This is a genomic window from Candidatus Pantoea soli (assembly GCF_007833795.1).
Taxonomy (GTDB): domain Bacteria; phylum Pseudomonadota; class Gammaproteobacteria; order Enterobacterales; family Enterobacteriaceae; genus Pantoea; species Pantoea soli.
In genome coordinates this window covers 1,910,934-1,935,203 of the sequence record NZ_CP032702.1, presented here as the reverse complement: position 1 = coordinate 1,935,203, position 24,270 = coordinate 1,910,934, and the positions used below count along the sequence as shown (strand labels likewise).

General features: G+C 59.7%; 22 protein-coding genes and 1 pseudogene. 11 read left to right on the top strand and 12 right to left on the bottom strand.

All coding sequences use genetic code 11. The features are described 5' to 3' along the window. Window positions 1–116 precede the first annotated feature (116 nt). Complete coding sequence (tyrR, locus tag D8B20_RS08960; RefSeq protein ID WP_145888550.1) at window positions 117–1,682, top strand: transcriptional regulator TyrR; 1,566 nt, start codon at window positions 117–119, stop codon at window positions 1,680–1,682. 72 nt (window positions 1,683–1,754) lie between these two features. Here tyrR and tpx read toward each other — a convergent pair whose 3' ends face one another. Next, a complete protein-coding gene (gene tpx, locus D8B20_RS08955; RefSeq protein WP_145888549.1) occupies window positions 1,755–2,258 on the bottom strand; it encodes a thiol peroxidase in 504 nt (167 codons plus the stop codon). 154 nt (window positions 2,259–2,412) lie between these two features. Between tpx and ycjG the strand changes: the two genes are divergently transcribed. Further along, window positions 2,413–3,399 carry an L-Ala-D/L-Glu epimerase gene (gene ycjG / locus D8B20_RS08950; RefSeq protein ID WP_145888548.1) on the top strand — a complete coding sequence of 329 codons (987 nt, stop codon included), beginning with the start codon at window positions 2,413–2,415 and terminating at the stop codon, window positions 3,397–3,399. On the opposite strand, the gene mpaA is transcribed toward ycjG, so the two are convergent. Beyond that, a complete protein-coding gene (gene mpaA, locus D8B20_RS08945; RefSeq protein WP_145888547.1) occupies window positions 3,368–4,081 on the bottom strand; it encodes a murein tripeptide amidase MpaA in 714 nt (237 codons plus the stop codon). The genes ycjG and mpaA overlap by 32 nt on opposite strands. Window positions 4,082–4,269: 188 nt before the next feature. Between mpaA and D8B20_RS08940 the strand changes: the two genes are divergently transcribed. The 3 genes from D8B20_RS08940 to D8B20_RS22030 all read left to right on the top strand — a co-directional run bounded on the left by D8B20_RS08940 (window position 4,270) and on the right by D8B20_RS22030 (window position 7,418). After that, window positions 4,270–5,889, top strand: coding sequence for a peptide ABC transporter substrate-binding protein (locus tag D8B20_RS08940; RefSeq protein ID WP_145888546.1), 1,620 nt, complete (start codon window positions 4,270–4,272; stop codon window positions 5,887–5,889). A gap of 125 nt (window positions 5,890–6,014) precedes the next feature. Beyond that, complete coding sequence (zntB, locus tag D8B20_RS08935) at window positions 6,015–6,998, top strand: zinc transporter ZntB (protein WP_145888545.1); 984 nt, start codon at window positions 6,015–6,017, stop codon at window positions 6,996–6,998. 273 nt (window positions 6,999–7,271) lie between these two features. Continuing rightward, window positions 7,272–7,418, top strand: a complete 147-nt coding sequence (locus D8B20_RS22030) for a hypothetical protein (protein WP_186454350.1) — start codon at window positions 7,272–7,274, stop codon at window positions 7,416–7,418. 50 nt (window positions 7,419–7,468) lie between these two features. Here the strand turns inward: D8B20_RS22030 and ttcA are convergent, their stop codons facing one another. The 6 genes and pseudogenes from ttcA to eitA form a co-directional block, all read right to left on the bottom strand. Next, on the bottom strand, window positions 7,469–8,404 hold the full coding sequence (ttcA, locus tag D8B20_RS08930; protein ID WP_145888544.1) for a tRNA 2-thiocytidine(32) synthetase TtcA: 936 nt from the start codon (window positions 8,402–8,404) through the stop codon (window positions 7,469–7,471). Window positions 8,405–8,499: 95 nt separating this feature from the next. After that, window positions 8,500–8,648: pseudogene (locus D8B20_RS21785) on the bottom strand (site-specific integrase); the annotation flags it as partial. Window positions 8,649–8,741: 93 nt separating this feature from the next. Then, window positions 8,742–9,977: an MDR family MFS transporter gene (locus D8B20_RS08925; RefSeq protein WP_502550554.1), complete on the bottom strand. Its 1,236-nt coding sequence runs from the start codon at window positions 9,975–9,977 to the stop codon at window positions 8,742–8,744. 17 nt (window positions 9,978–9,994) lie between these two features. Continuing rightward, entirely contained in the window at window positions 9,995–10,756 is a 762-nt protein-coding gene (eitC, locus tag D8B20_RS08920) for a siderophore ABC transporter ATP-binding protein EitC (RefSeq protein WP_145888542.1), read from the bottom strand. Beyond that, window positions 10,756–11,793 (bottom strand): FecCD family ABC transporter permease, encoded by a 1,038-nt coding sequence (locus tag D8B20_RS08915; protein WP_145888541.1) that lies wholly within the window; start codon window positions 11,791–11,793, stop codon window positions 10,756–10,758. The genes eitC and D8B20_RS08915 overlap by 1 nt, the downstream gene beginning before the upstream one ends. Next, window positions 11,790–12,791 (bottom strand): siderophore ABC transporter substrate-binding protein EitA, encoded by a 1,002-nt coding sequence (gene eitA / locus D8B20_RS08910; RefSeq protein ID WP_145888540.1) that lies wholly within the window; start codon window positions 12,789–12,791, stop codon window positions 11,790–11,792. Before eitA ends, D8B20_RS08915 begins: the two co-directional genes overlap by 4 nt. 768 nt (window positions 12,792–13,559) lie before the next feature. On the opposite strand from eitA, the gene iraP reads away from it, so the two are divergent. Continuing rightward, window positions 13,560–13,925 (top strand): anti-adapter protein IraP, encoded by a 366-nt coding sequence (iraP, locus tag D8B20_RS08905; RefSeq protein WP_145888539.1) that lies wholly within the window; start codon window positions 13,560–13,562, stop codon window positions 13,923–13,925. A 25-nt stretch (window positions 13,926–13,950) separates the two neighbouring features. Here iraP and D8B20_RS08900 read toward each other — a convergent pair whose 3' ends face one another. After that, window positions 13,951–14,607, bottom strand: coding sequence for an MgtC/SapB family protein (locus tag D8B20_RS08900; RefSeq protein WP_145888538.1), 657 nt, complete (start codon window positions 14,605–14,607; stop codon window positions 13,951–13,953). A 186-nt stretch (window positions 14,608–14,793) separates the two neighbouring features. Between D8B20_RS08900 and D8B20_RS08895 the strand changes: the two genes are divergently transcribed. Continuing rightward, on the top strand, window positions 14,794–15,066 hold the full coding sequence (locus tag D8B20_RS08895; protein WP_145888537.1) for a putative hemolysin: 273 nt from the start codon (window positions 14,794–14,796) through the stop codon (window positions 15,064–15,066). 15 nt (window positions 15,067–15,081) lie between these two features. On the opposite strand, the gene D8B20_RS08890 is transcribed toward D8B20_RS08895, so the two are convergent. Beyond that, window positions 15,082–16,074 (bottom strand): 2-hydroxyacid dehydrogenase, encoded by a 993-nt coding sequence (locus tag D8B20_RS08890; RefSeq protein WP_145888536.1) that lies wholly within the window; start codon window positions 16,072–16,074, stop codon window positions 15,082–15,084. A 165-nt stretch (window positions 16,075–16,239) separates the two neighbouring features. On the opposite strand from D8B20_RS08890, the gene D8B20_RS08885 reads away from it, so the two are divergent. The 3 genes from D8B20_RS08885 to D8B20_RS08875 are packed head-to-tail and all read left to right on the top strand — an operon-like array spanning window position 16,240 to window position 19,372. Then, the gene (locus tag D8B20_RS08885) at window positions 16,240–18,855 is read left to right on the top strand and encodes a YdbH family protein (RefSeq protein WP_145888535.1); all 2,616 of its coding nucleotides are present in this window, start codon (window positions 16,240–16,242) and stop codon (window positions 18,853–18,855) included. Then, window positions 18,852–19,040, top strand: coding sequence for a YnbE family lipoprotein (locus D8B20_RS08880; protein WP_145888534.1), 189 nt, complete (start codon window positions 18,852–18,854; stop codon window positions 19,038–19,040). The genes D8B20_RS08885 and D8B20_RS08880 overlap by 4 nt, the downstream gene beginning before the upstream one ends. Window positions 19,041–19,051: 11 nt before the next feature. Continuing rightward, window positions 19,052–19,372 (top strand): YdbL family probable chaperone protein, encoded by a 321-nt coding sequence (locus D8B20_RS08875; protein ID WP_145888533.1) that lies wholly within the window; start codon window positions 19,052–19,054, stop codon window positions 19,370–19,372. A gap of 133 nt (window positions 19,373–19,505) precedes the next feature. On the opposite strand, the gene azoR is transcribed toward D8B20_RS08875, so the two are convergent. Together azoR and D8B20_RS08865 are read right to left on the bottom strand one after the other, a co-directional pair. Beyond that, window positions 19,506–20,105: an FMN-dependent NADH-azoreductase gene (gene azoR / locus D8B20_RS08870; protein WP_145888532.1), complete on the bottom strand. Its 600-nt coding sequence runs from the start codon at window positions 20,103–20,105 to the stop codon at window positions 19,506–19,508. Window positions 20,106–20,171: 66 nt separating this feature from the next. After that, window positions 20,172–20,351, bottom strand: coding sequence for a hypothetical protein (locus D8B20_RS08865; RefSeq protein ID WP_145888531.1), 180 nt, complete (start codon window positions 20,349–20,351; stop codon window positions 20,172–20,174). Window positions 20,352–20,355: 4 nt separating this feature from the next. Between D8B20_RS08865 and hrpA the strand changes: the two genes are divergently transcribed. Beyond that, entirely contained in the window at window positions 20,356–24,252 is a 3,897-nt protein-coding gene (hrpA, locus tag D8B20_RS08860; protein WP_145888530.1) for an ATP-dependent RNA helicase HrpA, read from the top strand. Window positions 24,253–24,270 lie beyond the last annotated feature (18 nt).

Below are 24,270 nucleotides of genomic sequence, written 5' to 3'. Positions count from 1 at the left end.
TACACTGCCCGGCATCCCCCGTCTCTGGCTGTCAACTTTTCATGACAGAACCCTTCTGAGGCGCGGCAAGTTAGCGTATTATCTTTAAAATCAAAACCTGACAAAGGCTCATCGCAATGCGTTTGGAAGTTTTCTGCCAGGACCGCATCGGTCTGGCGCGCGAGCTGCTCGACCTGCTGGTAGCCCGCCATATTGACCTGCGCGGCATCGAAATTGCGCCGCTCGGCCGCATTTACCTCAACTTTTCTGCGCTGGAATTTGAACAGTTCAGCAACCTGATGGCGGAAATCCGCCGTACACCCGGCGTGACAGATGTCCGCACCGTGGCTTACATGCCCTCTGAGCGTGAGCACCGCGCCCTCAGCGCGCTGCTGGTGGCGATGCCGGAGCCGGTGTTCTCTATTGATTTGAAATGCAAAGTCGAACTGGCCAATCCGGCGGCACATAATCTGTTTGGCTTTGACGAACAGAAAATTCGCAACCAGAACGCCGGGTCGTTGATTTCAGGGTTTAATTTCCAGCGCTGGCTGGAGAGCGATCGCGTGGAGGCGCAGGCGCAGCACGTAGTGATTCAGGGGCGCGATTTCCTGATGGAAGCGCGGCCGATTTACCTGGCCGGTGAAGAGGGGCAGAGCGACCAGCCGGTGGGCGCGATGATCACCCTGAAATCCACCGCGCGCATGGGGCGCCAGCTGCAGAATCTGACCGTCACGGATGAGTCTGAGTTTGACCATATTGTCGCGGTGACGCCGAAAATGCGGCAGGTGATTGACCAGGCGCGTAAGCTGGCCATGCACGATGCGCCCTTGCTGATTGTCGGTGATACCGGGACCGGTAAAGACATGCTGGCGCGCGCCTGCCATCTGCGCAGCGCGCGCGGTAAAAAGCCCTTCCTCGCGCTGAACTGCGGCTCCATTCCGGATGATGTGGCGGAAAGCGAACTGTTTGGCCACGCGGCGGGAGCCTACCCGAACGCGCTGGAAGGCAAAAAGGGCTTTTTTGAACAGGCCAGCGGCGGTTCAGTGCTGCTGGATGAGATTGGTGAAATGTCGCCGCGCATGCAGACCAAGCTGCTGCGCTTCCTGAATGACGGCACCTTTCGCCGCGTGGGTGAAGATCACGAAGTGCATGTGGATGTGCGCGTGATCTGCGCCACGCAGAAGAACCTGATTGAGCTGGTGCAGCGCGGCGAGTTTCGGGAAGATCTATTCTACCGGCTGAACGTGCTGACGCTGAATCTGCCGCCGCTGCGTGAGCGCCCGCAGGATATATTGCCGCTGACGGAGATGTTCGTTGCCCGCTTTGCTGATGAACAGGGCCTGCCGCGACCGCGCCTGTCACCGCAGCTGGTGCCCTTCCTGACGCGCTATAACTGGCCTGGCAATGTGCGCCAGCTGAAAAATGCCCTGTATCGGGCGCTGACGCAGCTGGAAGGCTACGAACTGCGTCCGCAGGATATCGTGCTGCCCGAACAGGCGCTGGACGTGTCGCTGGGAGAAGAGGCGATGGAAGGCTCGCTGGATGAGATCACCAGCCGCTTTGAACGCTCGGTGCTGACGCGGCTCTATCTCTCGTATCCCAGCACGCGCAAACTGGCGAAACGGCTGGGCGTCTCTCACACCGCGATTGCCAACAAACTGCGCGAGTATGGTCTGGGACAAAAACGCGGCGAGAGCGAATAACACCGCAGCCTGACCCATTGAGCCTGTAAAAAAGCCGTCTGCAGAAGACGGCTTTTTTCATGGGCGCAACGCTTATTTCAGCGCGGCCAGTGCGGCATCGTAATCAGGCTCTTCGGTGATTTCGTTAACCAGCTGGCTGTAAATCACTTTGTCATGCTCATCCAGCACCACGACAGCGCGTGCGGTCAGGCCTTTCAGCGGGCCGTCGGCAATGGCTACGCCATAATTTTCCTTGAACTCCGAACCGCGCATCGCGGACAGTGTCACCACGTTGCTGACGTTTTCTGCGCCGCAGAAGCGTGACTGCGCAAAAGGCAGGTCGGCAGAGATGCACAGCACCACGGTATTGGCCGCGTCGCCTGAGCGCTCATTGAACTTGCGCACGGAAGCGGCGCATACGCCGGTATCGATGCTGGGGAAAATGTTCAGAACTTTGCGTTTGCCTGCATACTGAGAGAGGGTAACGTCGCTCAGATCTTTAGCGACCAGCGTAAACGGTTTTGCCTGCTCGCCAGCCTGCGGGAAATGGCCGGCTACCGGCACCGGATTGCCCTGAAAGTGAACATTCTGAGACATGGGATTTCCTTATTAACGATGAAAAAGTCTGGCGTTTGCCGTGCCAGAACAGATATAGCGTTTGTTTATGACATAATTTTTAAGGGTTTTCGAGCGTATTTCATCAGGAAAATTCAGCTGCCTCGCCATTATGTGATGGCGTTAAGGAGAAAGAGTGCGAACAGTTAAAAGTTATCCGGAAGCCTGGCCGCTGCATTCACCCTTTGTGATCTCACGCGGCAGCCGCACGGCGGCGCACGTGGTGGTGGTGGAAATTGAACAGGATGGCATAAAAGGCGTCGGTGAAGCCACGCCCTATCCGCGCTACGGCGAGAGTGAAGCGTCAGTGCTGGAGCAGATCGCCGCGCAGCTGCCCGCGCTGCAAAACGGCATGACACGAGCGCAACTGCAGCAGGCACTGCCTGCCGGGGCGGCGCGCAATGCCATTGACTGTGCGCTGTGGGATCTGGAGCGCCAGCAGCAGCACACCTCGCTGCTGGCGCTGTGCGGCGTTGAGCTGGCAGATGAAATCTTTACTGCCCACACCATCAGTATTGATACGCCCGACGCGATGGCCAGCAGTGCGCTGGCGCTGTGGCAGTACGGTGCGCGCCTGCTGAAAATCAAACTCGACGATCATCTGATCAGCGAACGCCTGGTCGCGATTCGGGCCGCGGTGCCGGAGGCTACCCTCATTGTGGATGCCAATGAATCCTGGCGCGCAGAAGGACTGGCGGCGCGCTGTCAGCTGCTGGCGGATCTGCAGGTTGCGATGCTGGAACAGCCGTTACCGGCGGATCAGGATGTCGCGCTGGGGAATTTTATCCATCCGCTGCCGATCTGCGCCGATGAGAGCTGCCACACGCGCGAAAGCCTGCCTGCGCTGCGGGGGCGTTATGACATGGTCAATATCAAGCTGGATAAAGCCGGCGGGCTGACGGAAGCGCTGGCGCTGGCGCAGGCCGCCGGGCAGCAGGGCTTCGGCATTATGCTGGGATGCATGCTGTGCACGTCCCGCGCCATACGTGCCGCGCTGCCGCTGTCACCGCAGGCACAGTTTGCCGATTTAGACGGCCCCACCTGGCTGGCCGCTGACGCAGAGCCGGCGCTGCAATTCAGTCACGGTGTGCTTAACGCTGCGGCTGCCAGCGCAGCAGGTTGATCATCGCCTGCAGATAAGTCTCAGTGGCCTCATCCACCGAAACCGGCGGCATCTCGGCGGTGATGCACAGCAGGCTGAGATCGTCACACCAGCTGCCAAACGAGCCCGGTGTGGCATAGCCGACGCTGCTGACCACCGGCAGATCGGTCTGCGCCGCCAGCCAGTCGGCCAGTTCGCTGCGATGCGGATCGTCAATGCAGGCCAGCGGCTCATGCCAGGAGACCACCCAGCGCGGTTTCAGCTGGTGAATCAGCTGGCACAGCGCCTGCGTTTCCGGTTCAGAAGCGGGGGCGCTGCCGGTGGAGAGCACGACATCGCGCGCGTCAGCCATGCTGTTCCAGCGATACAGCGTTTCCCCCGGCTGCCAGTTTGCTGCCGGGAAGTTGCGGTTGAGATCCACGCCATTGGCATTGGCACGCAATCCCAGCTGACAGCCATCGGGATTGACCGCCAGGATCACATGATGGCGACGCAGCGCGTCCGGCAGCGTACGCAGCGCGCCGGAGAGCGTGGCGATGGCCGCGTTTTCGTCTCCGTGGGTGCCGGCGATTATCAGACCGCTCTCTGCATCAGCGGCCGGGGCCGGAAACCACAGCAGTGGCGCGCCCAGCACCGAATGGCCATAAATCTGCCGGACAGCGTCCAGCGTGCCGCGCAGCGGGCGCGGATGGTGTATCGACATAGGTCTTCTCTCTGCAGTAACGCCCGGCAAAGCCGGAAAAGTGTGAGCGGTAAACCAGCCTCAACATAACGGTAAACAGCAGACGGGGAAATAGCTATTTATCAATCAGCAATTTGCGATAAAGTGCGAAAATTCGCTGGCGACGCCGCACGGTTTGCTGTCGCCGTTTTTCGGCAGAAGGAGTGGTGATGAAACAGATTTTCCGCAACACGCTGGCGGCCATGGTGCTGAGCAGCCTGATGTCGTCCGCGTTTGCGGCCAGCGTGCCAGCCGGGGCGCAGCTGGCCAGCAAACAGGAAATTGTGCGTCATATCAAAGATGAGCCGGCATCGCTTGATCCGTTAAAAGCGGTCGGCCTGCCGGAAATCCAGGTGCTGCGCGATCTGTTTGAAGGGCTTACCAGCCAGGATGCGCAGGGCAATATCGTGCCCGGCGTGGCGCAGAGCTGGAGCAGCAGTGACAATAAAACCTGGATTTTTACGCTGCGTGATACCGCCCGCTGGTCAAACGGAGAACCGGTAACCGCCGACGATTTTGTTTACAGCTGGCGGCGTCTGGTTGATCCGCGCAATAGTTCGCCCTTTGCCTGGTTTGCCGCCTTAAGCGGCATTGAAAACGCGGAAGCGATCACCAAAGGGCAGCTGCCTGCCGATAAGCTGGGCGTGGTGGCAAACGATAAGACGCATCTCAAGGTGACGCTGTCACGTCCACTGCCGTGGTTCCCGGCGATGGTGGCGAACGTTGCGCTCTATCCGGTGCCGCAAAACGTCATTGCCCAACAGGGCGAAGGCTGGACGGCGCCGGGCAAACTGGTGGGCAATGGCGCGTACCAGCTGCAGGCGCGCGTGGTAAACGAAAAAATCGTCCTGGTGCGCAATACGCATTACTGGAACGACAAGGCTTCGGTGCTGACAAAAGTAACCTTTGTGCCGATCAACGAAGAGTCCAGCGCGACCAAGCGCTACCGCGCCGGGGATATCGATATCACTGAGTCATTCCCGAAAAACATGTATGCCATGCTGAAGAAAAGTCTGCCGGGACAGGTGTATACGCCGGATCAGCTCGGAACCTATTATTACGCCTTTAATACGCAGAAAGGCCCCACGGCCGATGTGCGGGTGCGTAAGGCGCTGTCATGGAGCATTGACCGCCGTATCATCGCCGAAAAGGTGCTGGGCACTGGCGAAAAGCCCGCCTGGCATTTTACCCCGGACGTCACCGCCGGGTTTACGCCGCAGCAGAGCTACCTGCAGCAGCACAGCCAGCAGGAGCTGAATGCACAGGCGAAAGCGCTACTGGCGGCTGCCGGTTACGGCCCGGACAAACCGCTGCATCTGACCCTGCTCTATAACACCTCCGAGAGCCATCAGAAAATTGCGGTGGCGGTGGCTTCCATGTGGAAAAAGAATCTGGGCGCGGAGGTCACGCTGCAGAATCAGGAGTGGAAGACCTACATCGACAGCCGCAACAGCGGTAATTTTGATGTGATTCGCGCGTCCTGGGTGGGCGACTATAACGAGCCATCAACGTTCCTTAGCCTGCTGACCGCCAGCCACAGCGGCAACATTGCCCGCTTTAACAATGCGGAATACGACGCCGTCCTTGCCCGCGCCAGCAGCGAAACCAGTACGGCGGCGCGCAATGTGGATTATAACAAAGCCGAGCAGATACTGGCCGATCAGGCACCGATTGCGCCCATTTATCAGTACACCAACGGTCGGCTAATCAAGCCGTGGGTCAAAGGCTATCCGGTCACTAACCCGGAAGATGTGGCCTATAGCCGTGAACTCTGGATTGAAAAACACTGATCCGGAGGCCGCTCGTCACGACGGCGCAGCGCGCCGTCTGTCACTTTTGCTCACAGCCTGATGATTGCAACTGTCCGGCGCCACGCTAGACTGCATCATATTGATTTTGATAGTGGGGCGAGGACGTGAACGTCATTGAAGGAAAAGCGCTGCAGGTTTCGGATGCGATTGTCTCATGCCAGTTCGATGGCAAAGGCGGCGTCATTCCCATTGAAGACAAAGACATCATTCACTGCGAGCGTCACTGCTGGCTGCACCTGAACTATACCCAGCGACAGAGTGCGGAGTGGTTGCAGAACACCCCGCTGATTCCGGATGCGGTGCGCGATGCGCTGGCGGGTGACAGCATGCGGCCGCGCGTGACGCGGCTGGGTGACGGTTTCATGATCGTGCTGCGCAGCGTGAATCACAATGCCGATTCGCGACCCGATCAGCTGGTGGCGATGCGCGTATTCATCAATGACAAGCTGATCGTTTCAACCCGGCGGCGCAAAGTGTACGCCATCGACGAAGTGCTGACTGAACTGCAAAACGGCAATGGTCCGGTCGATGGCGGCAGCTGGCTGGTGGACGTGTGCGACGCGCTGACCGATCACGCCAGTGAATTCATTGAAGAGATGCACGACAAAATCATTGAGCTGGAAGATGCGCTGATGGATCAGCAGGTGCCTGCGCGCGGTGAGCTGGCGCTGCTGCGCAAACAGCTGATTGTTATGCGTCGCTATATGGCGCCGCAGCGCGACGTCTATGCGCGGCTGGCCAGTGAAAAATTAACCTGGATGAACGATGACGACCGCCGCCGGATGCAGGATGTGTCCGATCGCCTCGGCCGCGGCCTTGACGATCTGGACGCTGGCGTGGCGCGCACCGGTATTCTGGCTGATGAAGTGGCGTCACTGCTGGCGGAATCCATGAACCGTCGCACCTATACCATGTCGCTGATGGCGATGATTTTCCTGCCCGCAACCTTCCTGACCGGCCTGTTTGGCGTGAATCTCGGCGGTATTCCAGGCGGCAGCTGGCCGCTGGGCTTTACGGCATTCTGCATACTGCTGCTGGTGATGGTGCTGGGCGTGGCGCTGTGGCTGAAACAGCGGAAGTGGCTGTAACCTGGCGGACGGGCCGCCGGGCAGAAACCGGCAAAAAGCTGATCGATATCAATAAGTGCCAGGCCGGAACGCGGCACACTCTGTTTCGCAGGTGAATGCAACGTCAGGCGATGGGCGTTGCGCTCCATATTGTCCTACTTCATTTTTTGAATTACTGCATAGCACATTTGATTCGTACGACGCCGGCTTATCCGCCGGCTTTTTTTTTGCCCGCTGGCTGAGCCGCCGATCTTTTTCTACGCTTGAAAGACACTTAGCGAAAAGGAGAAGGGCATGCGAATGCATTACGCCAGCGAACCTATCCCGACCGATCCACCGCCAATCCCTGAGCCGGTGCCACAGCCGCAGCCCATTCCGGAGCCCGATCCGCCGCACGATCCCGCGTATCCGCCGATTCAGGATCCCCCGCCGCACCGCTGATAAAAAAGGCGCGCTGCCTGAGCAACGCGCCTCGTTCTGTGGTTAAACGCTTATTTAATTTCCAGTACATCCAGACGCACGCGGATGTCCGGTGCGTCTTCCTCGTCCGCCTGCCAGCCTGCAGGCTGCGCCGGCAGCGTTTCCCGATCGAAACCAATATCGCCGCCATCCACCACCGCATCGCCGTGCTGAATGCCTTTAAAATCGAACAGATTGATATCGGCCATGTGCGAAGGCACGATGTTCTGCATCGCGCTGAACATGGTCTCGATGCGGCCCGGATAGCGTTTATCCCAGTCGCGCAGCATATCGGCCACCACCTGACGCTGCAGGTTGGGCTGTGAACCACACAGGTTACACGGAATGATCGGGAACTGACGTGCTTCGGCGAAACGGATAATGTCCTTTTCGCGGCAGTAGGCCAGCGGGCGAATCACAATGTGTTTGCCGTCATCGCTCATCAGCTTGGGCGGCATGCCTTTCATCTTGCCGCCGTAAAACATGTTCAGGAACAGCGTCTGCAGGATGTCGTCACGATGGTGACCCAGCGCAATTTTGGTACAGCCCAGCTCGCTGGCCGTGCGGTACAGAATACCCCGGCGCAGACGTGAGCAGAGTGAGCAGGTGGTTTTCCCTTCCGGGATCTTCTCTTTGACGATGGAGTACGTGTCTTCGGTCACGATCTTATACTCGACACCCAGCGCCTCAAGGTACGCCGGCAGAATATGCGCCGGGAAGCCGGGCTGTTTCTGATCGAGGTTTACCGCCACCAGCGAAAAATTCACCGGCGCGCTCTGCTGCAGATTGCGCAGAATTTCCAGCATGGTGTAGCTGTCTTTACCACCGGAGAGGCAGACCATGATGCGGTCGCCTTCTTCAATCATATTAAAATCGGCGATCGCTTCGCCGACATTGCGGCGCAGGCGCTTTTGTAGCTTGTTCAGGTTGTACTGCTCTTTTTTATTAATATCTTGATTTTCTTGCATTATTAACTTTCTCAGAAACCAGAAGGGGCTGCCATCAGATCGGCGGCTGACCGCTGTGCCTTGCCGTCAGCGCGTTGTGCTAACCCGCCGGCGAACGTCTGTAGCCCCATCAGCTTCGCGCTAAAAGAGGGGTGTGTGCCTGCGACTGTCAGCATACAGGCAAAGTATGCCGCGTATGGTACGGATTACGGCGGCGAATTCCAGCACGATTTACGCCAGCCGGCATGCCGCCGGCGAAACTGCTGCTGATTATCCCTGTCGCTCCGCGCAGCAGCGGAACGCCGTTGCCAGCCACCGCGGCAGTCCGCGGCCGCACGCCGGGTTCAGCCCGTCTGTTTCACGAGGGGGTTAGCGGGGGCAGTGCGCGGCAGATGACCGTCAGCGCCAGCGCGCTGGCCAGCGGGAACAGTGCCAGCAGCAGCCACGGCCAGTACGCTTGCGCTGAAGGCACCAGCGCCGTATCCAGCAGCGGGCCAAAAGCGATGTTACCTGCCAGCACCGCCACGCCGCCGGCAGTCGCGAGCGCGCCATAGTGCGCGCCCAGCGTGGATTCAGCCGCAAAGCGCGGCACCAGATCTTTAGCGGCAGGCACCAGCAGCATCTGGCCCAGCGTCAGCAGCGTGACCAGGCAGGCCGCCGGCAACAGCCTGAGTCCGCCGGCCAGCGGCGGGTGCGGTGCAAACAGCGCCACGCTGGTAAACGCGGCCGCCAGCAGCAGAAACCCCAGCGGCAAACTCCGTGCCGCGCCCATGCGGCGGGCAAGGCGCGCCAGCGGCAGCTGCAGCGTAATGATCAGCACGGAAGCCAGCATAAAAAGCGGGCCGATATCTTTTTCGCTGCCGCCCGCGCGATGAATTTCGGTCGGCAGCGCCAGATAAAGCTGGTTATAGCTCAGCAGCCATGAACTGTACGCGAGGATAAACGCCACAAAGCGCGGCTGACGAAAGGTGGTCCACCACGGCAGAACGCTGAAGGCCTGGCGGCGCGGCGGCGCGGCCGGCAGGAAAAACCACAGCAGCCCCAGCGCCACCACAAACACCGCTGCGCCGCCCAGCGCCACCTGGCGGAACCCCAGGCCGGTCAGCAGGGCGCCGGCAACCGGGCCCAGCACGGCACCCAGTTCGCCGCACACGGCAAACAGGGCAAACCACTCGGCGCGGTTACGTTTGCCGCTGGCTTCGCTGTGCGTGCCCGCCTTAGCCAGCAGCGCCTCAATAGCGGGTGAAAACAGCGCGCCGCCGATGCCGGTGAGACAGGCGCCCGGTATCACCGTCCACAGAGATTGTCCAAAGGCCAGCAGCAGGTAGCCCGCCACGCGGATCGCGCAGCCACACAGAATGACCCCTTTGGCCCCGTAGCGATCGGCGAGCGCACCCCCCAGCATAAACATGCCCTGCTGAGAGAACGTACGCAGTCCGAGCACTAATCCAATGATCCCGCCGGAAAGGCGCATGTCATCGCGCAAAAAGAGGGCAAGGAACGGCACCACCGCATAAAAGCCGAGGTTGAAAATAAACTGACTGGCCGGCAGGACGGGCGTCCAGAGCGTGGTGGCCGGGCGCAGGGAGAGCAGAGGCACGCAGGCGTTCCCTAAGCGAGAAAGTGAATGTGCTGTTTACCATGAAAGCGCGAAATCTCAATGCGGGCTTTCACGCGAAAAACGTCCCAGAGCAGCGCTTCAGACAGAACCGCCTGCGGTGTGCCGGCGGCGACAACCTGCCCCTTTTGCATCACAATCAGCGCATCGCAAAACATCGCCGCATGGTTGAGATCGTGCAGCGCGACGATGCTGGTCACGGGCAGGGTGCTGATCAGCTGCATCAGCTGCAGCTGGTGGTGGATATCCAGATGATTGGTGGGCTCATCCAGCAGGATCTCCGTCGGTGCCTGCGCCAGTGCCCGGGCGATATGCACGCGCTGACGCTCGCCGCCGGAAAGGCTTTGCCAGCCCTGCTGGCTTTTTGGCAGCATATCCACCTGCTCCAGCGCGGCGCTGACGGTGTCGTCATCGTGCCGGCTCCAGCCGGAAAAAGGCGAGTGATGCGGAATACGCCCCAGTTTCACCACGTCGCGCACGCGCATATTGGCTTCGGTCATGCTGTGCTGCTCAACAAACGCCACCCGCCGGGCCAGCTGCTTTCGCGGCATACGGGCAATGTTCTGACCATCCAGCGTCACGCAGCCTGCATCCGGCCGGCGCAGACCGGCCAGAATACGCAACAGCGAGGATTTTCCGGAGCCGTTCGGGCCAAGCAGACCCACGGTTTCACCCTGCGCAACCGTTAACGAGACATCGTTAACGATGATTTTTTTACCCGCCTTCCAGCTGATGTGCTCAGCGCTGATGCTCATTATTTATTTCCTGAACGGTAGATAATCACGGCAAAAAACGGCACGCCCACCAGCGCCGTGACCACGCCTACCGGCAGACTCTGTGGCGCAATCAGCAGGCGTGAAGCGATATCTGCCAGTACCATCAGGATGGCGCCGGCCAGCGCGCAGGCGATCAGCAGCGTGCGGTGCAGCGGGCCGAAAAAGAATCGCACCACATGCGGCACCACCAGCCCGACAAAGCCAATCGACCCGGCCATACTGACGATAGTTGCGGTGATCAGCGCCGTGGTGGTGAAGAGCAGCAGCCGCACCCAGGGCACGGCAATCCCCAGCGACGCAGCGGCGTCATCGCCAAAGGTAAACGCATCCAGCGCCCGCGCGTAGCAGAGGCAAACGGCGAGGCCAGCCAGCACCACCACCAGCACCAGCTGAAACTCCGGCCAGCGTACGCCACTGAAGCTGCCCAGCAGCCAGAACATCACATCGCGCGCCTGCTGCGCGCTGGCAGAGGTGCTGATGGTGTAGGCGGTAATGGCGTTAAAGAGCTGCGAAGCGGCCACACCGGCAAGAATGGTGCGGGCATTGCCGCCGCGCGCGCCCTGCGTCAGGCAGGCTACGAAAACAAAGGCAACAAACGCGCCGGCAAAGGCGCCGGCTGAGAGCGAGACCACGCCGGTGCCCACGCCGAGGATCACCACCGACACCGCGCCCGCGGATGCACCTGCCGAGACGCCGAGCACGTAAGGCTCCGCCAGCGCATTCTTCAGCAGGCTTTGCAACACCGCACCGCAGATAGCCAGTCCGGCTCCACAGCAGGCGGCCACCAGCGCCCGGCTCAGGCGAAAATCCCAAATCACGCTCTCGTAAATCCGATTCAGCGGCACTGCCGTCAGGCCGGTTTTATTGCTGATGGCATAGAAGACGTCCTGCAGCGGAATCGAGAGTTCGCCCACGCTGACGCTGGTGGCAATGATCAGCATCAGCAGCAGGCTGGCAAGCAGAAAGGCGGCGCTGTGGAACCCGCGCGGGCGGATCGCCGTTACTGCGTTGGTCATTCGTTCAGTCCCAGTTTTCTCAGCTGTTCACCCACCTGTTCCGCGCCGTAGAGCGTGCGGATGGTCGGGTTCATCGCCTGGCCATCCATCACCACGATGTGCCCCTTCTTCACGGCGTCGAGCTGGCTGACAGCCGGATCGCTTTTCAGGAACTTAATCTTCTCTTCGGCGTTGTCCAGCGCCCAGCGATTGCGGTCCAGGCTGGAGACAACAATCACATCCGGGTTGGCGGCAATAATGCTTTCCCAGCTGACTGTCGGCCATTCGGTTTCCGAGGTAATGGCATTGTGGCCGCCGAGCAGGCTGGCGATAAAGCCCGACGGACTGTTTTTGCCACCCACATAGGCATCCGCTGACGGCGAGGCGCTGGAGAACCAGAAAACAAAGGAGAGATCTTTCTGACTTTTGCCAAACGTCTGGCGCAGCCTGGCTTCACGCTGTTTGAAATCAGCAATCAATGCCTGCCCGCGATCGGGCACGTTGAAAATTTTCGCCAGGTCGTCAATTTCCTGGTAGAGATACTGCATGGTCCACAGCGCCTGTCGGCTGCCATACATATCGCCAGCGGCTTTTCGCGTGGCGCACATGCCGGGGGAGACGTAGCTGTTGATGCCCAGCGTCTTCAGATCGTCGCGTTTCGCGACTTTGCTTTCCGGGCCCAGCAGCAGCGGCGACTGCGCCGGCACAAAATCCGGATTCTGTGCCAGCACCGATTCCAGCGTCGGGATCTCCACCGTCAGCGTTTTGATTTTTGCGTTCTGTTCGGCCAGCTGAGGCAGCACTTTGGTTGGCCAGAAGGCGCTCGCCGTGACGTGGTCCTGCAGGCCCAGCAGCAGCAAAATTTCCACTGTGTTTTGCCCCAGCGCCACCACGCGTTGCGGTGCGTGGGTAAAGGTCTCCTGGTAACCACAGTTTTCGATGGTCAGGGGATAGGCGGCAGCCAGTGCTGAACCGGCGGACGCACACAGCATGCCCAATGCGCAGATGACCTTTTTCATTCTCTGAAATCCTTTATTGATGCCGGGTACACAGCCGGAATGGCTTATGAATGCAAATGAAACTCATTACTGAGGGCGAGACTTATACAATGGCCGATCGGCAGGTGTCAATGAGAGATAATTCCCGGGCGTGATTATACTGAGCATTGTGCGGAAAATCGCCAGCGGTACGGCATCCACATCGGCGGAGCCACGTGTCGGGAAAGGGGCTGGCGCGATCGTCCTGGCAGGAAAAAAGCCCGAACGGATAGTCGGGCAAAGGCAAAAAAGGGCCTCAGTTTCTCAGGGTGGGTGTCGCTGCAGCAGGGTCACAACACCCTAAGCGACGAGAAAAGCGTAGCGGCTGTGCGCCATTAAGCCAGCCGGCAATATGCAAAGTGTGCATCACCCCACAGCTAACCGCGCGCACGATGCCGGCAGGCACACGGCTTTATGTCGGGAGGCAGACGCGGGGCGGGCAAAAAAATGCCCGCACACGGCGGGCAAAATGTGTCATGAACAATCCATTTCGTACGCAACACGGTTGCTGTGTGTTACGCCAATGACTATAGCGGAACGGTACTGATTTGCTGCCGGAGCCTGCTTATTGCTGTGATAGGTTGCACCCGGCCAGGCCGCGCTACGCCCGGGATGATGACAGAAGCGGCTGACCGTATGCCGGGCGACGGTCGCGTTTTGTTGCACAACACGACCGCCAGTAGCTGGAAATCACTGGCAGGCGCGATAAGGCAGGCGGTAAACTGCTCGCTTTCCGGGGAGAAGTGAATAATGAAAAACGTTGTATTGAGTATGCTGGCGAAGATTTCGCAGATTGATGCCACCACTAAACAGCTCACCGCGCGGGTGGAAGCGCAATCTCTGCTGATCAGCGCGCTGGTGCTGGCGGTAAGCAAGCAGGGCGGCGTAACGGAAGTGATCGAAAGCGCCAGTAAAGCCATCAACATGGTGATTGAATCGGCGGACACCGATGACATGCTGAAATCTGATGCTGCCATGCTGCTGAGCGAATTTCAGGATTTGCTGACCATTTCCCGCGCGGTGGACAGTGCAGACAGCGTGGTTGACCCCGAGGCGCTGGCGGGCATCAGCGGCATCAGTCCGGTGCCGGACGCGCCACTGCCGGATAAAAGCTAAGTCGCCTGCGCTGCACACCGCGTTTTCAGGTCATTTCCAGCGACTGCACGCCTTTCACTTCCATCACTTTGTCGTAAATGGCGTGCATCGGAAAGCGGCGAGATACGGTCACTTCAACGCTTAATTCACACAGGCCGCTCTCTTCATCGCGATTCACCACCGCAATATGGCCGTAGCGCAGGTTTTCCCGCTGCAAGACCAGCAGCACCAGCGGCACGCTTTTCGGTTTGAGATGGACCATCAGCGTGTGGTGCCGGCCAATCAGCCAGTGGCTGATGCGGCGAAAGGTTTCCAGCACCACCAGTGCCAGCAGCGTGCCGTAAATCCCTATCTCATACATACCGCTACCGATCACCAGCCCGATCGCCGCTGTCACCCACAAACCGGCGGCGGTGGTGAGTCCTTTAACGATCTGTTTCTGGATAATAATGGTGCCCGCGCCGAGAAATCCCATGCCGCTGACCACCTGAGCTGCAATACGGCTGGGGTCAAGCGCCACATGCTGCTGGTCGAGCATATCGGCAAAGCCATATTTTGACACCAGCATAAACATGGCGCTGCCGATCCCCACCAGGATGTGGGTGCGTAAGCCCGCTTCTTTGGCGCGCATCTGGCGTTCCAGACCAATCAACCCGCCGAGAATGCCTGCCAGCGCAATCCGAATCAGCATATCCGTTAACATCTCTCCTCCTGTGTCACGACGTCAGTTAAAGGTGGGGAAGAAAAGGGCGTGCTGCCTCAAACAGGATAATTCTGCTTGTAAAAGCCGAAATTAAATTTTGTAAAAAGCTGTGTCGTCTATCGATCCCATCGCACGGCTGACATATGCTGATGCGACTTTTCTGCCCAACGTCCCGGAGCCCGATCGATGAAAGCCACTTCTTTACTGCTGGCTGGCGCAGCGCTGTTACTCTCTGCCTGCAGCAGCAACAGTGATAATGAACCGCCACAACAGGCGACTGCCGCCCACATTCAGCCGCACGTGGTGATGTCATCGATGGCCGAAGTCAACTGCAGTCATGCCGGGGGAACGCTGGCCTTTTCGCGGCAGTTAGATGGCTCGCGCATCGGCATGTGTCAGCTGGCGAACGGCCGTCGCTGCGATGAGCAGGCGTTAATCGGCGGAGCATGCGCCCGCTAAAGCAGGCGCAGCACCTCAGGCGGTAACCTGGTTGGTGCATGTTTCACCGCGATCAAGCTGCTGCAGGTTGCTCAGCGTGGTCTCCGAAATCGCCGTCAGCGCTTCGGCGGTCAGAAATGCCTGATGGCCGGTAAACAGCACGTTATGGCAGGCTGACAGGCGACGGAACACGTCGTCCTGAATCACATCATTCGATTTATCCTCAAAGAACAGTCCGCGCTCATTCTCATACACATCCATACCCAGCGAGCCAATTTTTTGCTGTTTCAGCGCATTGATCGCCGCCTGAGAATCGATCAGGCCGCCGCGGCTGGTGTTAATGATCATCACGCCATCCTTCATCTGTGCGAAGGCCTCAGCATTCAGTAAATGGTGGTTCGCGGACGTCAGCGGACAGTGCAGCGTAATCACATCGGCTTCGGCAAACAGGGTTTTCAGATCAACATACTCCGCGCCCAGCGCCAGCGCCGCGTCGCTGGGGTAGGGATCGTGCGCCAGCAGCCGCATGCCAAAGCCTTTCAGGATGCGCATCGTCGCGATGCCGATTTTCCCGGTGCCGATAATACCGGCCGTTTTGTTATGCATATTGAAACCGGTCAGGCCATCCAGCGAGAAGTTAGCATCGCGGGTGCGCTGGTAAGCGCGGTGGATACGGCGATTCAGCGTCATCATCAGCCCGACAGTATGTTCAGCCACCGCTTCCGGGGAGTACGCCGGCACGCGTACCACCTGCAGACCCAGCGCGGCGGCGGCCTCCAGATCAACGTTATTGAAGCCGGCACAGCGCAGCGCAATATATTTCACCCCCAGCGCGGCCAGTTCTTCCAGCACCGTTTTACTGGCGTCATCGTTGACAAAAATGCAGACCGCAGCGCAGCCGGCCGCATTTTTAGCGGTGGTCTCGCTCAGCAGAAAATCGAAAAACACCAGCTCAAATCCATAGCTGGCGTTCACCTGCTCGAGGTATTTCTGGTCATAGTGTTTGGTGCTGTAAACCGCAACTTTCATTGTTTCGCTCCTGAAAAATGCCATGTCGGTACTATCATAGGATAACGTTTTCCGCGCGACTTTGCTGGCGTTCGGCCAGCCGGTTCCGCTAAGCCCTTCATTTGCCGGGCGTAACATGCCATCATCTTCCTCAGGATTACGGACAGGACAGGAACGTTAACTGCCATGACGCGGGGCCTTCGACGAACACTTGCTGCGCTGCTGGCGCTGATTGTACTGCTGCTGGGTTTGCTGCTGACCGTGACCCAGTGGCTGCCGCGTCTGGCCGGACTCTGGCTGCCGGACAATACCCGCGTTGAACTCACCGGAACCCCACGCTGGCAGCAGGGCGCGCTGCGCTTTCCGGCGGTACGCTATCTGGCCGGCGACTGTATGCTGGCCCGGGTGGACAATGCCGCCATCGGCTGGCATCACCAGCGCTGGCAGCTTAACGCGCAGCGCGTGCAGCTGAACAGTGACTGCCTGCAGGCGCTGCCGTCGTCGCAGAGCAGCAGCGCGCCGCGCAGCCTCGCGGAATGGCAGCAGATGCTGCCAGGGGCCGATATCCATCTGGCGCAGCTGAGTATTTTGCCGTGGCAGCAATACGCTGGCCGTTTCGATCTCACCCTGGATAACACTGCGCAGCGGCTGCACTATCAGGGCGATAACCTGCAGCTTGATGCCCGTCTCGCTGGCCAGCAGCTGCATATTGCCGGGCTGCAGCTGCGCCATCCGCTGCTGCCGCAACCGCTGACGCTGCGGGGAGATGTTACGCTGCCTGCGCTGGTTAACGGGATGCCGGTGGCCGGCGAACTCGAAGGCAACCTGCACCTGACACAGTGGCCGCAGCCGCTGACGCTGAGACTGCACTGGCAGCAGCAGCAGGGCACGCTGATCGTTACCGAACCCGGCGACGCGCCGCTGCTGCAGCTGCCGTGGCAGGTGGATGCGGAACGCCTTCAGATTGCGCAGGGGCAGTGGCGCTGGCCGCAGGGCGCTACACCGCTGTCGGGCGGCGTGTCGCTGACGCTCGCGCACTGGCAGCAGGGGCTGGAACACACCGATATCAGCGGCCGCCTGAATCTGCTGACCCGCGGGCGCGGCGGCATAGGCAATCTGGTGCTGAGCGTGGGCCCGGGCAGGCTGAGCGTTGATGACAGCGCGCTGCCGTTCCAGCTGACCGGCGAAAGCAAACTGGCGGAGATGCAGCTTTACGGCAGCCTGCCGGGAGTGCTGCACGGCAGCGTCAGCGATCCGCAGCTCAGCCTGAAACCCGGCGCGCTGCTGCGCCTGCGTGGCCGGCTGCTGGAGACGCTGGACGTGGATGAAGCGCGCTGGCCGCTGGCGGGCGTCAGCCTCTCTTCACGCGGCGTCTCCGGGCGCCTGCAGGCGATTCTGCAGGCACACGATCCCGACTTCGGCCGTTTTACGCTGCACCTGGACGGGCGCGCCAGTGATTTCTGGCCGGACAGCGGGCGCTGGCAGTGGCGCTACTGGGGACGTGGCGAGATGGCACCGCTGCACGCCCGGTGGGATGTCAAAGGAACCGGCAGCTGGCAGGATACGCTTATCAGCCTGGATACGCTGGATACCGGTTTTGATCAGCTGGCTTACGGTATGGTGCAGGTGGCAAAGCCGCGCCTGACGCTGACCGCACCGGTTCGCTGGCAGCGCGACGCCCGGCATCCTGCTTTTGACGGCAGCTTTACCCTGCGTGCCGGGCAGACGCAATTCAGCTATGGCGGCTGGCTGCCGCCTGCTGTCCTGCATTTTGATGCAAAAGGGCGCGATCCCAGCCGTTTTCTCTGGCGCGGTCAGCTGACGGCAGAAGCCATTGGCCCGCTGCGCGTGCAGGGGCGCTGGGACGGTCAGCGCCTGCGCGGTGAAGCCTGGTGGCCGGCGCAGTCGCTGACCGTGTTTCAGCCGCTGCTCAGCAGCGATCTCAAAATGCATATCCAGTCCGGCACGCTGCGCGCCCAGGCGGCCTTTTCGGCGGCCGCCGGCCAGGGATTTGAGGCGGGCGGTTTCTTTGCGGTGAACGACGGCAGTCTCTGGATGCCGGACAGTGAAATCAACGGCGTCGATTTTGCCCTGCCGTATCGGCTGAAAGATCATCAGTGGCAGCTGGGCCGGCGCGGTCCGGTGTCGCTGCGCATCGCGGAGGTAAAAAACCAGTTTGCCCTGCAAAACATCACGGCGGATTTACAGGGGCACTATCCGTGGCGCGAAACGCAGCCGCTGACGCTGAGCAATGTCAGCCTGGATTTGCTGGGTGGTCATGTTGCCATGCCGCTGCTGCAGCTGCCTCAACACGCGGCGGCGCGTATTTCGCTGCGGGATATCAGCCTGAGTCAGCTGGTCACGGCCATCAAACCTAAACAGTTCGCGATGTCCGGTAAGGTGAACGGAGAGTTACCGCTCTGGCTGAACAATCCGCAGTGGTTGATTGAGAAAGGCTGGATCGCCAACAGCGGGCCGCTGACGTTCCGCATGGATAAAGACATGGCGGATGCCATCGTCAGTCATAACGTGGCGGCCGGGGCCGCCATGGACTGGCTGCGCTATATGGAAATTTCCCGCTCGTGGGCCACGCTCGATCTGGATAACCTCGGCAATCTGGCGATGCACGCTGAGGTCAGGGGCACCAGCCAGTTCAGCAACCGGCGTCAGTCCATAAACCTGAATTACCAGCATCAGGAAAATCTGTTTCAGCTGTGGCGCAGCCTGCGCTTTGGCGATAATTTGCAATCCTGGGTAGAGCAAAATGCCACCCTGCCATCAAACAAGGACCGGAAACCATGAGCCTGAGGGCATTGCTGGTGCTGGCAGCCGGACTGCCGCTGCTCGGCTGCGTACCGCGCATTGAAGTTGCGGCGCCTAAAGAGCCGATTACCATCAATATGAACGTGAAAATCGAGCATGAAATCCACATTAAAGTGGACAAAGACGTGGAAGCGCTGCTGCAAAATAAGAGCGGCCTGTTTTGAGGAGGCACACCATGCGCGCGAAGATTTTTGCCCTGCTGGCGGCGCTGTTGCTGCTGCCCCCGGCGCTGGCATTAACGCTGGACGAAGCGCGACAGCAGGGGCGCGTCGGCGAGACCCTCAGCGGCTATATTGCGCCACGGACGCAGGACAACGACACGCTGGCGCTGGTGCAGCGCATCAATGAAGGCCGCATGCAGCAGTACCAGCGGGTGGCGCAGCAGAATAACCTGACCACTGCCGAGGTCGCGCGTATTGCCGGAGAAAAGCTGGTGAACCGGGCAGGTCACGGTGAATTTGTGCGCGGCATTAATGGCCAGTGGGTGCAGAAATAAGGCGCGCAGTGGCGTAGCAGACCGGCGCGCTGACGCTGAAGACAGGCAGCGGAGCCGGCGCGGCGCAGAACCCGCCCATAAAAAAGCCGGGCACTCAGGCCCGGCAAAACAGATAGCAATATTGTTATGATAATCAGGCGGCAACAATCTGCCTGATGGCGTCTTTGGCTTCACTGGTTGCTTTGGTCGCCACTTCCGGACCGTAAGCGATACCTTCTGCAAACACAAACTCCACATCGGTGATGCCGATAAAGCCGAGGAACAGCTTCACGTAAGGCGTCAGCAGATCGCTTGGGGTGTCTTTATGAATACCGCCGCGGCTGGAGAGAATCACGGCGCGCTTGCCTTTCACCAGACCTTCCGGGCCTGCTTCGGTGTAGCGGAACGTCACGCCGGCACGGGCAATCAGGTCAAAGTAGTTTTTCAGCTGCGTCGGGATATTGAAGTTGTACATCGGCGCGGCAATAACGACGGTATCATGCGCCTGCAGTTCAGCAATCAGGGCATCAGACAGGGCCAGCGCTTCCTGCTGACGGGGAGACAGCGGGGCATCAGAAGGACGCAGCGCACCGACCAGCTCGCCGTCCAGCACCGGGATCGGCTCAGCAGCCAGATCGCGTACTGTGACCTCATCACCTTTGGCACGTGCTTCTTCCGCATAGTAGTCAGCCAGCTGGCCTGACTGCGAGTAACCGGCGAGGATGCTTGATTTCAGAACTAAAACTTTGCTCATGATATTTTCCTGTACGTTATGCGGTTAGCTTACCGCTCAATGCGTTACACTCTACGGAGTTCATGATTAAGGTAAAAGCGCAATATTTCGAGAGCCATGTTCGAAATTATTGAATAAGGTGGCACGCAGGGTCAGGTCAGCATCGCCCATCTGTGCTATGATGGCGCCATTAATCGACTGATCCGCCCGACATTCTGCTGGCCTCACGCGCGCCTGCCAGGTTCGTTGCACTAACAGGTAACTCATCACTATGTCATCATCCGTTACATCACCTTTGGCCCCTCTCTGGACGCGGCTCGATAATCTGATGCTGCGCGATCGCCAGCGCCTGCAGCGCCGTCTGCACGGTGCGGCGAAGGTGAAAAATCCCGCCGCACAGCAGGGCATTGCCGCTGAACTGGAGGGCGAATTCGCGGCAGCGGAGCAGCGCGTCGCGCAGCGTCAGGCGGCCACGCCGGCGATTACCTTCCCGGACAATCTGCCGGTCAGCCAGAAACAGCAGGCGATTGCTGACGCGATCCGCGACCATCAGGTGGTGATCGTCGCCGGCGAGACCGGGTCAGGGAAAACCACGCAGCTGCCAAAAATCTGTCTGGCGCTCGGGCGCGGGGTAAAAGGGCTGATTGGCCACACGCAGCCGCGCCGGCTGGCGGCACGCACCGTGGCGAACCGTATTGCCGAAGAGCTGGAGACCTCCTTAGGGGGCACGATTGGCTACAAGGTGCGTTTTAACGATCAGGTGAGCGAAACCACGCAGGTCAAACTGATGACCGACGGTATTCTGCTGGCGGAAATTCAGCAGGACCGCCTGCTGCTGCAGTATGACACCATCATTATTGATGAAGCGCACGAACGCAGCCTGAACATCGATTTCCTGCTGGGATACCTGCGTGAGCTGCTGCCGCGCCGTCCCGATCTCAAGGTTATCATTACTTCCGCCACCATCGATCCGCAACGCTTCTCGCGTCATTTCAATCACGCGCCGGTGATTGAGGTCTCCGGCCGGACGTATCCGGTGGAAGTGCGCTACCGGCCGATTGTGGAAGAGGCGGAGGATACCGAACGCGATCAGCTGCAGGCGATCTTCGATGCGGTGGATGAGCTGGGCAATGAGAGCCGCGGCGACATCCTGATTTTTATGAGCGGCGAGCGGGAAATCCGTGACACCGCCGATGCGCTGATGAAGCGCGACCTGCCGCACACCGAAATTCTGCCGCTGTATGCCCGTCTGTCAAATGCCGAGCAGAACCGCGTCTTCCAGTCGCACAGCGGCAGGCGCATTGTGCTGGCGACCAACGTTGCAGAAACCTCACTGACCGTGCCGGGTATCAAGTACGTTATCGATCCCGGTACGGCCCGCATCAGTCGCTACAGCTATCGCACCAAGGTACAGCGTCTGCCGATTGAACCCATTTCGCAGGCTTCAGCCAACCAGCGCAAAGGGCGCTGCGGGCGCGTCTCCGAGGGCATCTGTATCCGGCTCTATTCGGAAGAGGATTTTCTCAGCCGCCCGGCGTTTACCGATCCGGAGATCCTGCGTACCAACCTGGCCTCTGTCATTCTGCAGATGACGGCGCTGGGCCTGGGCGATATCGCCGCCTTCCCGTTTGTAGAAGCGCCGGATAAGCGCAATATTCAGGATGGCGTGCGCCTGCTGGAAGAGCTGGGTGCCATTACCCTCAGCGAGGATGAAACCTACAGGCTGACGCCTTCCGGCCGCAGTCTGGCGCAGCTGCCGGTGGACCCGCGGCTGGCGCGCATGGTGCTGGAAGCGCAGAAATTTGGCTGCGTGCGGGAAGTGATGATTATCACGGCTGCGCTCTCAATTCAGGACCCGCGCGAGCGCCCGTCAGAGAAGCAGCAGGCGGCGGATGAAAAGCATCGCCGTTTTGCTGATAAAGAGTCAGATTTCCTCGCCTTCGTTAATCTGTGGAACTATCTGCAGGAACAGCAGAAAGCGCTGTCCGGTAACCAGTTCCGCCGCCAGTGTAAAACCGATTACCTCAACTACCTGCGCGTGCGCGAATGGCAGGATATCTACACCCAGCTGCGTCAGGTGGTGCGCGAACTGGGCCTGCCGGTCAACAGTGAACCGGCACCGTTCCGCGAAGTGCACTGTGCGCTGCTGACGGGCTTGCTTTCGCATATCGGACAGAAAGATGCCGAAAAGCAGGAGTTCACCGGCGCGCGTAATGCCCGCTTTGCCATTTTCCCCGGTTCCGGGCTGTTTAAGAAGCCGCCGAAGTGGACAGTGGTAGCGGAGCTGGTGGAGACCAGCCGCCTGTGGGGGCGGGTGGCAGCCCGCATTGAGCCGGAGTGGATCGAACCGCTGGCGCAGCATCTGCTGAAACGCAGCTACAGCGAGCCGCACTGGGAAAAAGCGCAGGGCGCGGTGATGGCCACCGAGAAAGTCACGCTGTACGGCTTGCCCATCGTCCAGGCGCGCAAAGTCAACTACAGCCGAATCGATCCGCAGCTGAGCCGTGAGCTGTTTATCCGTCACGCGCTGGTTGAGGGTGACTGGCAGACGCGACACGCCTTCTTCCGCACCAACCAGAAACTGCGCAGTGAAGTGGAAGATCTGGAACATAAATCACGCCGCCGCGACATTCTGGTAGACGACGAAACGCTGTTTGCCTTTTACGATCGGCGCATCGGCAGCGAGGTCGTCTCGGCGCGGCATTTTGACAGCTGGTGGAAGCAGGCGAGTCAGGCGAATCCGGACCTGCTGAATTTTGATAAGCAGATGCTGATCAAAGACGGCGCTGACAAAATCAGCCAGCTCGATTACCCCAACTTCTGGCATCAGGGCAACCTGAAACTCAAACTGAGCTATCAGTTTGAACCCGGTGCCGATGCCGATGGCGTTACGGTCCATATTCCGCTGCCGCTGCTGAATCAGGTAGAAGAGCGCGGATTTGAGTGGCAGATCCCTGGCGTGCGGCGTGAGTTGATTATTGCCCTCATCAAATCGCTGCCCAAACCGGTGCGGCGTAACTTCGTGCCTGCGCCAAACTATGCCGAAGCGTTCCTTGGCCGCGTCACCGCGCTGGAACAGCCGCTGCTGGATGCGCTGGAACGCGAGTTTCGGCGCATGTCCGGCGTCACGATAGATCGTGACGCCTGGCAGTGGGATCAGGTGCCCGATCACCTGAAAATGACCTTCCGCATCGTGGACGAGCACAATCGTAAGCTGCTGGAGGGCAAAGACCTGCATCAGCTTAAGCAGGCGCTGAAGGGGAAAGTGCAGGAAACGCTGTCGAAAGTGGCGGATGACGGGCTGGAGCAGAGCGGGCTGCATATCTGGAGCTTTGGCGATTTGCCACAGAGCTATGAGCAGAAACGCGGCAACTATCAGGTTAAAGCCTGGCCGGCGCTGGTGGATGAGAAAGACAGCGTGGCGATCCGGCTGTTTGACAGCGAACAGGAGCAGCAGAAAATGATGTGGCGCGGCCAGCGCCGCCTGCTGCTGCTCAACATCCCGTCGCCAATCAAATACCTGCATGAAAAGCTGCCGAACAAAGCCAAGCTGGGCCTCTATTTCAACCCGTATGGCAAAGTGCTGGAGCTGATCGATGACTGCATCGCCTGCGGCGTCGATAAGCTGATGGCAGAGGCGGGCGGCCCGGCATGGCAGCAGGAAAACTTCGAGCAGCTGCGCGACAAAGTGCGTGCAGAGCTAAACGACACGGTGGTGACCATTGCCAGACAGGTTGAGCAGATCCTGACCAGCGTTTTCAATATTAACAAGTTCCTCAAAGGACGCGTGGATATGACGCTGGCGCTGGCGCTGGCGGATATCAAAGCGCAGCTGAGCGGGCTGGTTTATCGCGGATTTGTCACCGGCAACGGCTATCAGCGACTGGGCGACACGCTGCGTTATCTGCACGGTATTGAACGGCGGCTGGAGAAGCTGCCGGTTGACCCGCACAGCGACCGCGCGCGTATGCTGAAAGTGCAGGCTGTGGAACAGGCGTGGCAGACATGGCGTAACAAACTGCCGCCGCAGCGTCAGGACGATGCGGAAGTGCAGGCCATTCGCTGGATGATTGAGGAGTTGCGCATCAGCTATTTTGCGCAGCAGCTGGGCACGCCGTACCCGATCTCGGATAAACGTATTCTGCAGGCGATGGAGCAAATCGGTTAAGGCAGCGGTGCCGGTGCG

What these genes read in the sequence shown, in the direction of transcription:
- tyrR (WP_145888550.1), top strand. Translation starts at nt 117, where the DNA reads ATGCGTTTGGAAGTTTTCTGCCAGGACCGCATCGGTCTGGCGCGCGAG.
- tpx (WP_145888549.1), bottom strand. Translation starts at nt 2,258, where the DNA reads ATGTCTCAGAATGTTCACTTTCAGGGCAATCCGGTGCCGGTAGCCGGC.
- mpaA (WP_145888547.1), bottom strand. Translation starts at nt 4,081, where the DNA reads ATGTCGATACACCATCCGCGCCCGCTGCGCGGCACGCTGGACGCTGTC.
- D8B20_RS08940 (WP_145888546.1), top strand. Translation starts at nt 4,270, where the DNA reads ATGAAACAGATTTTCCGCAACACGCTGGCGGCCATGGTGCTGAGCAGC.
- D8B20_RS22030 (WP_186454350.1), top strand. Translation starts at nt 7,272, where the DNA reads ATGCGAATGCATTACGCCAGCGAACCTATCCCGACCGATCCACCGCCA.
- ttcA (WP_145888544.1), bottom strand. Translation starts at nt 8,404, where the DNA reads ATGCAAGAAAATCAAGATATTAATAAAAAAGAGCAGTACAACCTGAAC.
- eitC (WP_145888542.1), bottom strand. Translation starts at nt 10,756, where the DNA reads ATGAGCATCAGCGCTGAGCACATCAGCTGGAAGGCGGGTAAAAAAATC.
- D8B20_RS08915 (WP_145888541.1), bottom strand. Translation starts at nt 11,793, where the DNA reads ATGACCAACGCAGTAACGGCGATCCGCCCGCGCGGGTTCCACAGCGCC.
- eitA (WP_145888540.1), bottom strand. Translation starts at nt 12,791, where the DNA reads ATGAAAAAGGTCATCTGCGCATTGGGCATGCTGTGTGCGTCCGCCGGT.
- iraP (WP_145888539.1), top strand. Translation starts at nt 13,560, where the DNA reads ATGAAAAACGTTGTATTGAGTATGCTGGCGAAGATTTCGCAGATTGAT.
- D8B20_RS08900 (WP_145888538.1), bottom strand. Translation starts at nt 14,607, where the DNA reads ATGTTAACGGATATGCTGATTCGGATTGCGCTGGCAGGCATTCTCGGC.
- D8B20_RS08895 (WP_145888537.1), top strand. Translation starts at nt 14,794, where the DNA reads ATGAAAGCCACTTCTTTACTGCTGGCTGGCGCAGCGCTGTTACTCTCT.
- D8B20_RS08890 (WP_145888536.1), bottom strand. Translation starts at nt 16,074, where the DNA reads ATGAAAGTTGCGGTTTACAGCACCAAACACTATGACCAGAAATACCTC.
- D8B20_RS08885 (WP_145888535.1), top strand. Translation starts at nt 16,240, where the DNA reads ATGACGCGGGGCCTTCGACGAACACTTGCTGCGCTGCTGGCGCTGATT.
- D8B20_RS08880 (WP_145888534.1), top strand. Translation starts at nt 18,852, where the DNA reads ATGAGCCTGAGGGCATTGCTGGTGCTGGCAGCCGGACTGCCGCTGCTC.
- D8B20_RS08875 (WP_145888533.1), top strand. Translation starts at nt 19,052, where the DNA reads ATGCGCGCGAAGATTTTTGCCCTGCTGGCGGCGCTGTTGCTGCTGCCC.
- azoR (WP_145888532.1), bottom strand. Translation starts at nt 20,105, where the DNA reads ATGAGCAAAGTTTTAGTTCTGAAATCAAGCATCCTCGCCGGTTACTCG.
- D8B20_RS08865 (WP_145888531.1), bottom strand. Translation starts at nt 20,351, where the DNA reads ATGAGTTACCTGTTAGTGCAACGAACCTGGCAGGCGCGCGTGAGGCCA.
- hrpA (WP_145888530.1), top strand. Translation starts at nt 20,356, where the DNA reads ATGTCATCATCCGTTACATCACCTTTGGCCCCTCTCTGGACGCGGCTC.